At 47.3% G+C, this 14,639-nt stretch carries 11 protein-coding genes; 4 read left to right on the top strand and 7 right to left on the bottom strand.

Annotated features, from left to right (window positions below; all coding sequences use genetic code 11):
- Positions 1-43: 43 nt before the first annotated feature.
- The 3 genes from NSU00_RS01320 (at position 44) to NSU00_RS01310 (ending at position 4,199) form a co-directional block, all read left to right on the top strand.
- Complete coding sequence (locus NSU00_RS01320) at positions 44-736, top strand: GntR family transcriptional regulator (protein ID WP_013858168.1); 693 nt, start codon at positions 44-46, stop codon at positions 734-736.
- 151 nt (positions 737-887) lie between these two features.
- On the top strand, positions 888-2,444 hold the full coding sequence (gene gntK, locus NSU00_RS01315; RefSeq protein ID WP_340703900.1) for a gluconokinase: 1,557 nt from the start codon (positions 888-890) through the stop codon (positions 2,442-2,444).
- 426 nt (positions 2,445-2,870) lie between these two features.
- Positions 2,871-4,199, top strand: coding sequence for a GntT/GntP/DsdX family permease (locus tag NSU00_RS01310; protein WP_340703247.1), 1,329 nt, complete (start codon positions 2,871-2,873; stop codon positions 4,197-4,199).
- 94 nt (positions 4,200-4,293) lie between these two features.
- On the opposite strand, the gene treR is transcribed toward NSU00_RS01310, so the two are convergent.
- The 7 genes from treR to NSU00_RS01275 form a co-directional block, all read right to left on the bottom strand.
- Positions 4,294-5,013: a trehalose operon repressor gene (gene treR / locus NSU00_RS01305; RefSeq protein ID WP_340703246.1), complete on the bottom strand. Its 720-nt coding sequence runs from the start codon at positions 5,011-5,013 to the stop codon at positions 4,294-4,296.
- A 40-nt stretch (positions 5,014-5,053) separates the two neighbouring features.
- Positions 5,054-6,730 (bottom strand): alpha,alpha-phosphotrehalase, encoded by a 1,677-nt coding sequence (treC, locus tag NSU00_RS01300; RefSeq protein WP_340703245.1) that lies wholly within the window; start codon positions 6,728-6,730, stop codon positions 5,054-5,056.
- 120 nt (positions 6,731-6,850) lie between these two features.
- A complete protein-coding gene (gene treP, locus NSU00_RS01295; RefSeq protein ID WP_019721055.1) occupies positions 6,851-8,269 on the bottom strand; it encodes a PTS system trehalose-specific EIIBC component in 1,419 nt (472 codons plus the stop codon).
- 30 nt (positions 8,270-8,299) lie between these two features.
- Positions 8,300-8,782 (bottom strand): PTS sugar transporter subunit IIA, encoded by a 483-nt coding sequence (locus tag NSU00_RS01290; RefSeq protein WP_328005159.1) that lies wholly within the window; start codon positions 8,780-8,782, stop codon positions 8,300-8,302.
- 532 nt (positions 8,783-9,314) lie between these two features.
- Entirely contained in the window at positions 9,315-10,844 is a 1,530-nt protein-coding gene (gene opuFB, locus NSU00_RS01285) for an osmoprotectant update ABC transporter permease/substrate-binding subunit OpuFB (protein WP_041818619.1), read from the bottom strand.
- Positions 10,837-11,793 carry an osmoprotectant update ABC transporter ATP-binding subunit OpuFA gene (gene opuFA / locus NSU00_RS01280; protein WP_285957593.1) on the bottom strand — a complete coding sequence of 319 codons (957 nt, stop codon included), beginning with the start codon at positions 11,791-11,793 and terminating at the stop codon, positions 10,837-10,839. The genes opuFB and opuFA overlap by 8 nt, the downstream gene beginning before the upstream one ends.
- Before the next feature lie 1,169 nt (positions 11,794-12,962).
- A complete protein-coding gene (locus NSU00_RS01275) occupies positions 12,963-13,940 on the bottom strand; it encodes a 2-hydroxyacid dehydrogenase (RefSeq protein WP_340703244.1) in 978 nt (325 codons plus the stop codon).
- A gap of 162 nt (positions 13,941-14,102) precedes the next feature.
- On the opposite strand from NSU00_RS01275, the gene NSU00_RS01270 reads away from it, so the two are divergent.
- Entirely contained in the window at positions 14,103-14,561 is a 459-nt protein-coding gene (locus NSU00_RS01270) for a CBO0543 family protein (RefSeq protein ID WP_340703243.1), read from the top strand.
- Positions 14,562-14,639: the final 78 nt, after the last annotated feature.

Here is a 14,639-nt window from a genome sequence, read left to right as displayed (position 1 = left end):
CAGGCTTTTCGGGATCAAATTTACACGAACGGGAGTTTTGAATATGCTGCAGTTCCCTGAACAATGGATGAAAAATGCATCTCTTGGCGAGCAGATCGCAAATGAATTGCGCCTGCTGATCCTTACAAATGAAATCAAACCCGGCGACATCATTTCCGAAAACCAGATTGCGCGGAAATACGGAACGAGCCGTTCGCCGGTCCGTGATGCATTGAAAGCTCTTGCCAACGACGGCCTTATTCAATTGGAAAGAATGGGCGCCCGCGTATTGGGAATGGGGCTGGCAGATATTCATGAACTGTACGATGTACGTGAAATGATTGAGATTTTTGCGCAGCAAAGAGTGTCTGCTGCTCCACAGGAACAGTTGATCCAGTTCCTGAACGAGACGATCGATAAAATGAAGATTGCAGCAAAATACGAGAACCACAGCGATTTCGCCTATTACGATTTTTCTTTCCATGACAGGATCATCCGCCATGCTGGCCATAAACGGATCTTGAATCTTTGGAATGGCATGAAGTCCCTGATCATGGCCGTACTCCTCGTGACAACGGAAGATGTTTTTGCCCACGGCCCGGAGCATCTGGCATGGGTCATTGAAAAACACCGAAAAATCGTAAACAGCCTTTTAACCGGAAACGAAGAAAACGTGGAACAATCTGTTTCTGCCTATTTTAAAGACTCGAAAAGAACACTCGATAAATCTTTTCCGGAAGAGGGAAAAACGGAGTAGGCGCAGCCTGCCTGGCACAGGGTTTTATATTCCAATCTCTTTTCGGCAATCTGGCCCGGAAAGCATCGCTTTTTATTGCATTCAAGTTGTCGACAAGTATTCAATGAATTTGCTACGTTCGCTTTAACATACTAAAAAGGAGGCTTTTATGATGCATGACGCCTGTATGATAGGGGTTGATATCGGTACAACCAGCACCAAAGCCGTGCTTTACAGAACTGACGGGACCATTTTGGCAAATGCCAATCAAGGTTACCCGTTGTATACGCCGGATGCATTTACTGCAGAACAAGATCCGGACCAGATTTTTCAAGCTGTCCTTCATGCCATTCAGGCCGTTACAGCGAAGAGCGGCCAAAGCCCCGAAACAATCCGGTTTGTCAGCTTCAGCTGCGCCATGCACAGTGTCATCCCTGTAGGTCGGGAAGGCAAGCCGCTTATGCGCTGCATCACTTGGGCGGATAACCGGAGCATGGGCTGGTGCCGCAAACTGAAAGAAGAATTGGGCGGCCACGAAATCTATATGCGGACGGGGACGCCGATCCATCCGATGTCCCCTTTGCCAAAACTGATGTGGCTGCGCCATGAAAGGTCTGAAATCTTTCAAAAAGCAGCAAAATTTATTTCGATTAAAGAATATGTTTTTTACCGTTTGTTCCATCAATACGTGGTTGATTATTCCATTGCCTCCTGCACCGGCCTGATGAGAATGGATAACTTGTCCTGGGATGAAGAAGCATTAAAACTGGCCGGATTAACGGCGGACCGGTTATCCGAACCCGTTCCGACAACACATATAATGAGCGGGCTTGATCCCCGGTATGCAGACCAAATGGGGTTGGGCAAAGATACGCCATTTGTGCTCGGCGCAAGCGACGGTGTGCTTTCAAACCTCGGCGTGGACGCGATTGATCCGGGGGTGGTTGCGGTCACCATCGGCACAAGCGGCGCGATCCGGACCGTGCTGGACCATCCTTCTGCTGACCCAAAAGGCAGGCTTTTCTGCTATGAATTGACGGAGGATAAATGGGTGGTAGGCGGGCCTGTCAATAACGGAGGCGGCATCTTGAGATGGGCAAGGGATGAATTTGCAGCTTCCGAGGTTGAAACGGCGAAACGGCTCGGCATCAGCCCTTATGATGTGCTGACAAGAATGGCATCGCGTGTGAAGCCGGGTGCGGACGGGTTAATTTTTCAGCCGTATTTCAGCGGGGAACGCGCACCTTTGTGGAACCCGAATGCCCGGGGCGCCTTCTTCGGCTTAACTTTGCATCATGAAAAACAACATATGATCCGGGCCGTACTGGAGGGCATCATTTACAACCTTTACAGTGTCATGCTGGCCATGAAGGAAAGAACCGGAGAACCGGCACGGATCCAGGCAACCGGGGGATTTGCCCGTTCACCGCTTTGGCGCCAGATGATGGCAGATATTTTCAATCAGCCGGTCAATGTTCCGGAAAGTTTTGAAAGTTCCTGTCTGGGGGCGGCTGTGCTTGGCTTGTATGCGGTAGGAGAAGCGGACAGTCTGGATGTCGTTTCCACAATGGTTGGTTCTGTACACAGCCATCAGCCGATTCCGGAAAACGTGGCGGTTTATGAGCAGCTATTCCCGATCTTCATCCGCCTTTCGCGCAAACTGAACGATGAATGGAACGATATTGCTGCTTTTCAACAATCGCAATTTGGAACAGACGCGGAAACATGAACGATATAAGCTGAATTTGAGTTTTTATATCAAACCCGAGCACCCATGCATGATGCCTATTTTTACAGCAGGCAACAGTACTGCGATATTTTTGTGCCTTTTATACAGGTATTGACCGCGGCCTGAATAACCGTTCTGCCTTTGCAAAACGAATGCGAGGCAAGCAGTAGCCGCGTTTTAAAGCATACATTGCCCGACGCCGGCCGCGTTTTAAAGCTGCAGATGAATGCCGGCTTTAGCCGGACATTTTCTCCGTTTGAACCGGGAATGTTTTTCAGCCGGCTCCGGAAACAAGCCAGCCCTATTTATACATCGGCGGTGTTGCGGCCGGGGGAAAGGCCCCCTGTTTTGCATCCAACTGATAGAGGCCATTCGCTTCATCAGCAGCTGATGCCCTTAAAATTATAAAAGAAAGCAGTGATTTTCATGAGCAGTGCTTATCTCATCACGATTACCATCCTTGCCATTGCACTCGTCATTGTCGGGGTCACATGGGTAAAATGGCATGCATTCATCAGTCTGTCAGTTGCAAGTTTGGCTCTTGGCCTTGCAGCCGGCCTGCCAATCACAAAAATTGTGATAGATTATGAACAAGGTGTCGGGGGTATTCTCAGTTCATTGCTGGGGATTCTTGCACTGGGCACCATTCTAGGGAAAATGATGTCCGAATCAGGCGCCGGTATACAGATTTCAAATTATTTCACCCGGGCATTCGGTGACCGTAATCTTCCATGGGCCACTTTCTTTGCCGGCTTGATTATCAGTATTCCGGTATTTTTTGAAGTCGGCCTTGTCATTTTACTGCCGCTTGTGATTGCGATCCAAAAAACAACGAAGAAAAATCTTTTGCTGATTGCGATCCCGATGATTTCTGCTTTATCCATTTCACACGGCATCGTCCCGCCCCATCCGGGAGCAATGGCAGCGATCGGTATTTTTCATGCCGATGTGGGGCAGGTTTTGCTTTATTCATTGATTGTTGCTTTGCCGGCCGGTATCATTGGCGGCCCGTTATTTGCTCATTACATTAGTAAAAGGGTAAAACCGGAAACAGAACCGAAAGTAGTGGCGGCAAATGTTTCGGCAACCTCTTATCCGTCTGTCGGGGTTTCCTTTTTTACGATTTTACTGCCGATTATCTTAATGATCGGAACGGTGATTGTCCCGTTCGTCCGGATGCCTGCCCAATTGGCCCATTTTTTAAACTTTATCGGAAACCCGCTGATTGCATTATTGATTTCAGTGTTCGTCGCCTATTATTTGCTTGGGACCAGACAGGGCATCGGACGGAATTTGATCAATAAACTGACCGGGGAATCCCTCGCTCCTCTCGCCTCGATCATGATGATCATCGCAGCAGGCGGGGCATTTAAACAAGTGCTGATTTCCTCCGGTGTCGGCGATGCGATTGCCCAGGTTGCCACGCAATGGCAGCTTTCACCGCTTGTCATGGCCTTTGTTGTAGCCGGCCTGATCCGGATCGCAACCGGTTCTGCAACGGTCGCGCTGACCACAGCAGCAGGCATCGTCGATCCGATTGTCGTCCATATGACAGGGATCAATCTTCCGCTTTTGGTTATTGCAACCGGCGCCGGATCGCTCATGTTCTCCCATGTCAACGATGCCGGTTTCTGGCTTGTTAAAGAATATCTCGGGCTGTCTGTCAAACAGACATTTAAAACCTGGACCGTATTGGAAACCTTGTTGTCGTTTGCAGCATTCTTCATCGTCCTGATCATCAATCTGTTTGTATAATCAGGCAAAACACGGGAGGATGTCTCCATGCACAAAAATACCCTGGCGAACACTGCCAGGGTATTTTTTGCGCTTGGCTTTTAAACAGACCCGCTTACCGGTGCTCCCGCCTCGCGAAATCGACAAACCGGAATTTGTCCAGCCGGTGGCGCGATTCGGTATATTGCAAAAGGCTGGCATCATCCAAATAAACATGGTTCCGGACAACGACGACATGATTGTACTCGCCCATGTCCAGATACTTGTAGTCTTCCTCTGTTGCTTTTTCAACCGTGATTTCTTTTTTCGCAAAGCTGATCACAAGGCCGAGCGTTTTTTCAAAATACTGGTAAAGCGAGATTTCACAAATATCTCTTGTAATCGACGGGACAAACTTTTTCCGGATGTAATCCTTATCCAAAATGATGTTCTCATAGTCAATTTCCCGCGACCGGACCACCTGCCATACTTCTTCTTTTCCGGATATCTTCAACTGCCGGGCCAGGGCATCGTTGGGTCTGATGAGGACAAGTTCATGGACATACGTGCGCCATGGTTTCCCCGAGCTTTCCGCAATTTCACGGAAGCTGACAAGTCCTGAAACCGGAAAATCAAACTTTTTTACGTCCAGTACAACAGAACCTTTTCCCCGGATTTTTTGAATATAGCCATTCTGGGATAACAGATTGAGGGCTTTCCGGATCGTCTCCCTTGAAGCCCCGAATTGTTCCGCCAAAATATGCTCGGATGGCAGGAGGCTGCCTGCTTCCATCTCCCCGTTTTCGATTTTTTCAGCAAGCTGATGGTAAATCGTGTAATACTTGTTTTCTTTCATTTGTGATCACCACTTGTATTGTACCATGGCAAAAACGGCATTACGATTTTGTCAAAAAGTACACAACAGATTCATACGGACGCAGGGTGAAAGAATGAAAATCCAGAGAAGAATCGGGATAGTTGGAAATCAATATTTCAGCTGCCCCGTCCAGTGTACCCGGCAGCTCAAACTGCACCGGTTCTCCGTAAAAATTATTCACGACCAGCAGCTTGCTGTCTTCACTTGTCCGCAAATAAGCAAAGATTCGCGGATGATCCGGAAGCAATAGCTGAAAGTCCCCATCTGTGATGACATCATACGTTTTTCTTAACTGAATGAGTTTTTGATAATGGTAAAAAACGGAGTTTGGATCTTTCAGCGCTTTTTCTACGTTAATATCAGGGTAGTTGGAAGCGACCGCAATCCATGGCGTGCCTTCAGTAAACCCGCTGTTTTTCGTACTGTCCCATTGCATCGGCGTACGCGAATTGTCCCTTGATTTCCGCATTAAGATTTCCATGATTTCCGCATGGCTTTTTCCGCGGCTTTGTAAAATGTTGTACATATTAAGGGACTCGACATCCCGGTACTGTTCAATCCGGTCAAAATGCGGATTGGTCATGCCGATTTCTTCCCCCTGGTAAATATAAGGCGTTCCCTGCATCATATGGATTGCCGTTGCCAGCATTTTCGCCGATTCCACCCGGTACTTGCCGTCATCGCCGTATCTTGATACGATTCTCGGCTGGTCGTGATTGCACCAGAATAAGGCGTTCCAGCCGCCACCTTTATGCATGCGCGTCTGCCATGTGGACAGAATCTTTTTCAGTGCTAGAAAATCAAAATCGGCAGCCGTCCACTTGTCGCCGTTTTCGTAATCGACCTTCAAATGATGAAACTGAAACACCATGTCCAGCTCACGGGAAGCCGGGTTCGTATAGCGGATGCTGTTTTCAATCGTGGTTGAAGACATTTCCCCGACAGTCATCGCATTATATTTTGAAAACACTTTCTCGTTCATTTCATGCAAAAATGCATGGATGCGCGGGCCGTCCGTATAAAATTTGCGCCCGTCGCCCGGCGGGACTGTTCCGTCATCATCGGGGAAATCCTGGTTTTTGGAAATCAAATTGATGACATCAAGGCGGAAGCCGTCAACCCCTTTTTCAAACCAAAATTTCATCATGGTGTAGACTTCTTCCCGGACTTTTTCGTTTTCCCAGTTCAAATCGGCCTGTGTTACATCAAACAGGTGCAGGTAGTATTGCCCGGTTTTTTCATCGTATTGCCATGCCGGCCCCCCGAACTTGGAGACCCAGTTGTTCGGTTCTTTCCCGTCTTTCGGGTCCCGCCAAATGTAGTAATCCCTGTACGGGTTGTCTTTCGATGATGCGCTTTCGATAAACCATCTGTGCGCGGTTGAAGTATGGTTGACAACGATGTCCATCATGATTTTTATATTTCGTGCATGCGCTTCTATAAGCAGTTGCTCAAATATTTCCATCGTACCGTACGTCTCATCAATGGCATAGTAGTCGCTGATGTCATACCCGTTATCGCGCTGCGGGGACGGATAAACCGGCGTCAGCCAGATGACGTCGATGCCAAGCTTTTTCAAATAATCCAGTTTCTCAATAACCCCTTCAAGGTCGCCAATGCCATCCCCGTTTGTATCTTTAAAGCTTTTAGGATAAATTTGATAGACAACTGCTTTTTTCCACCAAGGTTGTTCCATTTTTTCCACTCCCGAATTGCTATCGTAGTAATGCCATGAAGGCTTGAAATATGATTTGGACGTTAAAGCGAACTATAGCCGGAAAGCGGCCTGCCATTGTACAGTCCGCTTCCCTGTCCTTTATGCTTTTTGTCTTTTTAATTTGCCGAACAAGAAGGTCAGCACGAACGGCACGACAATGACGATCACCATACCGGTAAAGAACGTTCCCCACGAATGCGGGAAGATGGATAAGAATCCTGGGATCCCACCAACACCGATTGCCGGGGCTTTCACATGTCCGGTTGCCAGTACAATCCCTGCAATGGCTGAGCCGATTAGTGCGCAAACAAACGGATATTTGAAGCGGAGATTGACACCGAACATCGCCGGTTCCGTAATGCCGAGATAAGCAGAAACGGAAGATGTGCCGGCCATCCCTTTATCCACTTTGTTCTTTGCCAAAAACATCATGGCAAGCGCGGCCGAACCTTGTGCAATATTGGACATGCAGAGAATCGGCCACAAATACGTGCCGCCGGCGCTTGAGATCAACTGGAAGTCGACCGCAAGGAAAGCCTGGTGCATCCCTGTAATGACAAGGAGCGCATAGCAGCCGCCGTAAAGCAGGCCGCCGATTGCCGGCACATGGTTGAATACATATACGACAAGGCCGGTGATCCAGTTCCCGATGCCGAAAGTCAACGGCCCGACTGCAACGAATGTCACAAACCCGGTTACAAGCAAAGCAATGGGCGCGACAAGCAGCAACTGGATGGCATCCGGGATCCGTTTTTTCAGCCAAAGTTCCAGTTTCGCCAAAATAAAGGACGATACGAGGACCGGCAGCACCTGCCCCTGATAGCCAATTTTATTGACATGCCAGCCGAACAGATTCCATACCGGGATCGAGTGGCTTTTCAGTGCTTCACCGTATGAGTAAGCATTCAATAAGTCCGGATGGATCATCATTGCGCCGAGCACAATCCCGAGAAGCGGATTGCCGCCGAACCGTTTCACAGCCGACCAGCCGATTAGGATTGGCAGGAACGTGAATGCGGTATTGGCAATGATGTTAATCATGTCCGCAAGCCCGGCCCAGCTTTCGTGAACCTGGATAAAAGACTTATGGGCGTAAAAAATGCCCCGGCCTGTCAAAAGATTGTTTAACCCCATTAACAAACCAGCTGTCACGATGGCCGGCAAAATCGGGATGAAAATATCGGAAAGCATTTTGACAAACCGTTGAAGCGGATTCATTTTCTTTGCGGCTTCGTTTTTCACATCTTCTTTTGAAGCGTGCCCGATGCCCGTCAGCTCAACCATTTTGTCATATACTTTGTCCACTGTCCCCTGGCCAATCACAACCTGGTACTGCCCGTTTGCTGAAAAAGAACCTTTGACAAGTTCGATTTTCCCGAGCTTTTCTTTGTCTACTTTTCCTTCATCTTTTAATGCAAACCGCAGCCGTGTCACACAGTGCGTTGCCGCGGCAATATTGTCTTTTCCACCTACTGCTTCAACAATTTGTTTTACAGATTCATTGCTGATTTTCGCCATGTTGTCGTTCCTCCTGTCTTATTGGCGATCTTACAATTGGGCCGTCATGACCACCGTTTCTCCCGGCACGGCATCCAAACTTGTTTTTTTGTCAAGATGAACCGCCTCGCCATTTGTCACCACGATGGATGTGATCGAATCCGCCGCTTTTTCTTGAATCCATTCCAGGTCAAAAGTGATGAGCGTATCGCCTTTTTTCACCTTATCTCCAGCTTTTACAGCGGTTTCAAATCCTTCCCTGTTTAATGTAACCGTTTCCAACCCGATATGAATTAAAAGTTCCAGCCCGGATGCGCCGCGCAGCCCGATGGCATGCTTCGTCGGGAAGACTTGCACCACTTCCCCGTCAAATGGCGCCACAAGGAGGCCTTCGGTTGGTTTTACCGCAATGCCGTCCCCCATCATTTTTTCGGAAAAAGTTGGGTCCGGCACTTCTTCAATGGCAACAACCTGCCCTCTTACCGGAGCAAAAATACGTTCTTCCTTTGGCTTCTTTTGAAATAATTTAAACATGATTGCCACCTCACTTTATTTCACAAAACCGTTTTCATTTACTCGTAATCTTGTATATACATCTTACATTCTCATCATATCCTGTATATACAAGTTTGTCAATAGCGCTTTCTTTTTCCCAGAAATAAAATGCTGCCGGTGTTTCATGGGGTGGGAAAATACGATTCAGGCATTGATTGAAGAGGCAAGGGGCAGACTACTAGATATGCTGATGCTAGGGCAGGGAATTGAAAAATTGTGGCAGGATCGTGGAATAACCTAACATGTCGATGGACGAGGGCAAAAATAAACTTAAGCTTTTACCATAAGCTCAAGCACCCATTTGCATGATAACTCCATTTTACAGCAGGCAACAGGCTGCAATATTTTGTGCATTTTATATCGCAGACAAATTTCGTGCCGGGCAATTTCCACCCGATACGGGGCGAAATTCCCGGCACAGATTAAAACTTTGGACTACCTTTGCAACAACAGGTTCACGCATTCAACGATGCACCGTAACGTTTCCGCGGCACGCCCCGGCATAATCCGGTCACTTTTTCAGGAGCCCTTCTTTTACTAAAAAGGCTCTTGCCACATCTTCTGCTTTCTTGCCTTTGACACCGACTTCATAATTCATTTTCTGCATTTGGGTGTTTGTAATCTTCCCGGCCAGCTTGTTTAATGCCGGCACAATTTCCGGATATTTGTCAACCGTTTCCTGCCGCAATAAAGGCGAACCCTGGTATGGCGGGAAGAAATGCTTGTCATCTTCAAGAACGACCAGATGATACCTTTGTAGTTCGCCATCTGTGGAATAGGCGTTCATCAGATTCACTTTGCCTTGTTGGATGGCATGATACCGTACAGACGGATCCATTGTCACCACATGAAAATGCAATCCGTATTTTTTTGACAAACCGGGATACCCGTCTTTGATATCGGCAAATTCGGGGCTGAACCCGGCTTTTACGTACTGCTCGACATTTACAAGGTCCGATATCTTTTTCAAATGGTATTTCTTTGCAAAACTTTGCGGAACCGCTATCGCATAAGTATCATTAAATTTCATCGGGTGTAACAATGCCATGTTGTATTTTTTGGCCATACCTTCTTTGGCTTGTGCATACACTTCCCTGCTGTCTGTGCTAACAGGGTTCTCTTTCAGCAGGTTGACGATGGCTGTCCCGGAAAATTCCGGATAAAGATCGATATCCTTTGACTGCAACGCATTGAAAACAAAGGTTGTATCGCCCAACCCTGTTTTTAACTTCACTTTTAAATCTGTGTTCTCTTCAATCAGCAACTTGTACATATTGTCCAGAATTTCCGGTTCCGACCCCAGCTTGCCGGCAATCACAATCGTTTTTTGCCCGTCTTTATGAAGCAAGTTTGGCGCAACCAGTGAACCAACGATCAACACGATCATCAAGATAAAAATGCCGGATGCCACCATCATCTTCTTAAAAGAAACTTTTTCAAGCTGCCGGAGCAAAACATCGAAAAGAATGGCCAACAGGGCCGCAGGAATGGCGCCGAGGATGACAAGGGCATAATCATTCCGGTCGATGCCAAGCAGGATAATGTCGCCCAATCCGCCGGCTCCGATCAGCGCCGCAATCGTCGCTGTTCCGATAATCAAAATGGCAGCCGTCCGGATCCCCGCCATGATCACCGGCATGGCCAGAGGGAGCTCCACTTTGATCAGCCGTTTTCTTCTGTTCATTCCCATCGCCCTTGCTGCTTCCAATAACGAAGGATCGATTTCTTTAATGCCGGTATAGGTGTTGCGCAAAAGCGGAAGCAGGGCATAAGCGACGAGCGCAATCACGGCCGGGACGGTCCCTATGCCAAAAAGCGGGATTAACAGGCCAAGCAAAGCCAAAGAAGGAATGGTTTGCAGCACGCCGGTTATGCCAATGATGGTTTCCGCGATTTTTTGTTTACGTGTTAAATAAATGCCGAGCGGGATCGCGATCAATAACGAGAAAAAAAGCGCAATTAATGAAATTTCTATATGTTGTAAAAGGGCGTCCAAAAGCTGGGATCTCCGGTCTGAAAAGGTGTTGATAAAACTACTCATGCATCCGGCCTCCATCCCTTAAGTATTGTGACATGGCTTTCATGGCGTGCGGCCGGTTGATCACCCCGACCGTTTTTCCGCCATCCATAACGGCAATCTGTTCAAACGAGGCCAGCTGTTCGAATACCTCTGCCAATGGAGCCTGTAAAGAAACGGTTTTCGTATGGGGCAATAATGCCTGTTCGTCTGTAACCGGGACCATGAGTTCCTCCACGCGGACCGGCACCTGTTTATTCCCGACAAATTCGCGCACAAAATCGTTCACGGGGTTGGTTAAAAATTCATGCGGCGTCCCAACCTGAACGATTTCCCCGTCTTTCATGAGACAAATCCGGTCCCCGAGCTTTAATGCTTCCCGCATATCATGGGTGACAAAAACGATTGTTTTTTTCAGCCTCTGTTGAATTTCAAGCACATCATCCTGCAATTTTTCCCGGCTGAACGGATCGAGCGCGCTGAATGGCTCATCCATCAAAATGATTTCCGGGTCGGCAGCCAAAGCCCTTAGAACGCCCACTCTTTGCTGCTGCCCTCCGGAAAGTTCATGGGGTTTCCGGTTCCGGTATTCCTCCGGGTCCAGGCCCACCATTTCCAGCAGCTCATCGACACGGGCATGGATTCTTTTTTTGTCCCAGTTTTTCAGTTCGGGCACAATTGCAATATTTTCCGCGATGGTCATATGCGGGAAAAGCGCAATTTGTTGGAGCACGTATCCGATATCCCAGCGAAGTTCATGAATATCATAATCGCTGATTTTCTTTCCGTTGATTCGGACCCAGCCTTTTGACAGTTCGATGAGGCGGTTGATCATTTTTAATGTTGTCGTCTTCCCGGAGCCGCTCGGGCCGATCAGAACGAAAAATTCCCCTTTTTCTATTTCCAAATCCAAAGACTTTACAGCAAGGGTCCCGTTTGGAAACTGTTTCGATACATGTTCAAACCGGATCATTTTATCTCTCCTTTATCATTGAATTCTCGATTATCCGGCACTTGAACTGCACCGGGTTTTCGGAATAAAATGCTTCTGCGTTCATTTTCCGGCAAATTTTTGGTGAATTCGTAGACTAAGCACGGTCCACGTTTATTTTTGGCAAAATATCGGCCTGTTCCTTCATATATAACCTATCTGTGTCTACTTTTAACCAAAATTTTGCGCGCTTCCTTAACGTAGAGCCCTTCTATGTTAAGATACAAGACAAATTTGGCTCCCTTTCTTAACGTAGAGCCTCTCTATGTTAAGATACGCGGCGGATTTGGCTTGCTTCCTTAACGTAGAGCCTCTCTATGTTAAGATACGGCGAAGGTTTGGCTCGCTTCCTTAACGTAGAGCCCTTCTATGTTAAGATACAAGACAGATTTCAGCTGCTTCCTTAACGTAGAGCCTCTCTATGTTAAGATACACGGCAAATTTCAGCTGCTTCCTTAACGTAGAGCCTCTCTATGTTAAGATACGCGGCAAATTTCAGCTGCTTCCTTAACGTAGAGCCCTTCTATGTTAAGATACAAGACAGACTTCGCCTGCTTCCTTAACGTAGAACCACTCTATGTTAAGATACAAGACAAATTCGACTCCCTTCCTTAACATAGAACACTTCTATGTTAAGATACACAGCAGATTTCGCCTGCTTCCTTAACGCAGAGCCACTCTATGTTAAGATACAAGACAAATTTGGCTCCCTTTCTTAACATAGGGCCCTCTAGGTTCACCTTTTAACAATTTTGCGGGATTTCCACACTGACAACCGTTTTACACTCGGTTCCATTCCTTATAAGGATCTCTCTTGGTCGAATCAGGCCGGCGTTGGATATTTTTTTAAAATAAATCTGCCAAAAAAAAAGAACAATTGTTTCTCATTCTATTACATAGACTTACGGTTTGTCTACATCCCCGCTTACTCATTGATATACCCCTTGGAAAATAAAAAAAGCGGATGCTCCCGCCGTAAAAACAGTGGCGTTCCCCGGCAAGCAATCCGGCTGGGGACGCCCATTATAAAAATACAACAATGTGTGTTAGAACCGTTCCCTTCGCCCGTGTCTTTCAGGCTTTCCCTGCATCATACCAAAACAAAACAGCGCTTGCCGACCGAATCGGAATCGTTCAGCAAGTGTACGTGATTACGCCCGGCTGCGAAAAACTTCCCGGTTAATCAAATTGGGCGGACATTCTCCAAGCAGCCCTTTCGTGAGATTTTCAACCGCCAGTTTTGCCATTGCATAGCGTGTTTCGTGTGTAGCAGAGCCAACGTGCGGAAGGGTGACGACATTGTCCATTTTTAAAAGCGGGTTATCCGGCGAAACGGGTTCCTGTTCATACACATCAAGGCCGGCCGCATAAATTGTTTTTTCCTGAAGGGCTTTGACAAGCGCCGCTTCGTCTACTGTCGTGCCCCTTGAACCATTGACAAAAACGGCCGTTTTCTTCATCAATTTGAATTCCTGTTCCCCGATTAGCCGGTGCGTTTCCGGGGTAAGCGGCACCATCAGGCAAATGAAATCAGATTTTTCCAGCAGTTCATCAAGCTCACAGTATACCGCATCATACAGCTGCTCGGCTTCCGGGTCACGGGAACGGTTATGGTATAAAATGTCCATATCAAAACCGAAATGGGCCCGTTTCGCAATTTTGTTTCCGATTCTGCCCATGCCGATGATGCCAAGCGTCTTATGGTGGATATCAATGCCGTAATGTTCAGTAGAAACAGGCGCTTTCCAATTCCCGGTTTTGACAAGCCGGTCCAGTTCCGTAAATCGCCGCGCCGCTGCAAGCATCAAGCCAAAGATGGTATCCGCTGTTGTTTCATCGAGCACACCCGGCGTATTGGTTGCCATAATCCCCCGCTCTGTTAGCAACGGGATATCGAGATTGTCATATCCGACCGTTATATTGCTGATGATTTTCAAGGCCGGTGCGTGGTCCAGCAATTCTTTTCCTGCCCGGAGCCAGGAACCAAGCAGCCCGTCCGCTTCCGCTAAGTCAGGCAGAAGATCGGAAATATCCTTGCCCCCCGGTATGTAGCGTACTTCAAATGTTTCCTTCAGCTTTTCAATCAAATCCCCAGACAGTTCGCTGTATACCAATACTTTTTTCGCCAACCGAGCCATCCCCCTTTGTTTACGTTATTCTTGTAAAATTATAACAAAGAATAAGGCGAGCGTCCTTTAACCGGGTTTCCGGAATGTGCGATTTTTTGTAATCTCCCGGCCAAAATAGGAAAGGATAAGAAAAAGCCAATCCTGGAATCGGGGTGTTGAAGCATGGTATTCCTTATCATCTTGATGATTGTCCTGAATCTGTTTGCTTTTCTCATGCCAAAAAAATTTAGCGGCATTGAAATGCTGTGCACCACCCTGTTTGCCATGTACCTTGAATTAATCGTCAATTTATTTCTGGATATCAAATATGATCTTTTTGGATATTTTACAAAAGGCGTCGACTGGAAAAGCCTTTATTATTTGTTTGGGATTTATCCGGCCATCAATATTCTCTTTATCAACTTTTTTCCAAACCGGTTCCGTGCCCGGTTTCTCTATATTGCAGGATGGACGATCGTGGCGATGGTTTTTGAGTTTTTGTTCATCATGACGGGTACGTTTTACTACAATGGCTGGAAACCTGTGTATTCTGCTATTGCTTATCCGATCCTCTTTTGCATCCTGGCGTTATTCTATAAGATTGTTCATCTGCTTTTGCTCAAAAATACCCTCAACCGCTAGGCACCCAAATAAATGGTTAAAGAAACTGCGGCACTGAACGCCCCGGGCTTGTGGCAGCCGCCATATCTGGCACGGGAA

The organism is Weizmannia sp. FSL W8-0401, from assembly GCF_038009125.1.
GTDB classification, from domain to species: Bacteria; Bacillota; Bacilli; order Bacillales; family Bacillaceae_C; genus Weizmannia; species Weizmannia coagulans.
The sequence above is the reverse complement of the archived record's forward strand: the minus strand, read 5'-3'. Positions and strand labels throughout refer to the sequence as shown.

Excerpts from the sequence above, each read along its gene's own strand:
- NSU00_RS01290 (WP_328005159.1), bottom strand. The coding sequence starts at position 8,782 with ATGTTTAAATTATTTCAAAAGAAGCCAAAGGAAGAACGTATTTTTGCT.
- NSU00_RS01270 (WP_340703243.1), top strand. The coding sequence starts at position 14,103 with ATGGTATTCCTTATCATCTTGATGATTGTCCTGAATCTGTTTGCTTTT.
- NSU00_RS01310 (WP_340703247.1), top strand. The coding sequence starts at position 2,871 with ATGAGCAGTGCTTATCTCATCACGATTACCATCCTTGCCATTGCACTC.
- opuFB (WP_041818619.1), bottom strand. The coding sequence starts at position 10,844 with ATGAGTAGTTTTATCAACACCTTTTCAGACCGGAGATCCCAGCTTTTG.
- treP (WP_019721055.1), bottom strand. The coding sequence starts at position 8,269 with ATGGCGAAAATCAGCAATGAATCTGTAAAACAAATTGTTGAAGCAGTA.
- gntK (WP_340703900.1), top strand. The coding sequence starts at position 888 with ATGCATGACGCCTGTATGATAGGGGTTGATATCGGTACAACCAGCACC.
- treC (WP_340703245.1), bottom strand. The coding sequence starts at position 6,730 with ATGGAACAACCTTGGTGGAAAAAAGCAGTTGTCTATCAAATTTATCCT.
- opuFA (WP_285957593.1), bottom strand. The coding sequence starts at position 11,793 with ATGATCCGGTTTGAACATGTATCGAAACAGTTTCCAAACGGGACCCTT.
- NSU00_RS01320 (WP_013858168.1), top strand. The coding sequence starts at position 44 with ATGCTGCAGTTCCCTGAACAATGGATGAAAAATGCATCTCTTGGCGAG.
- treR (WP_340703246.1), bottom strand. The coding sequence starts at position 5,013 with ATGAAAGAAAACAAGTATTACACGATTTACCATCAGCTTGCTGAAAAA.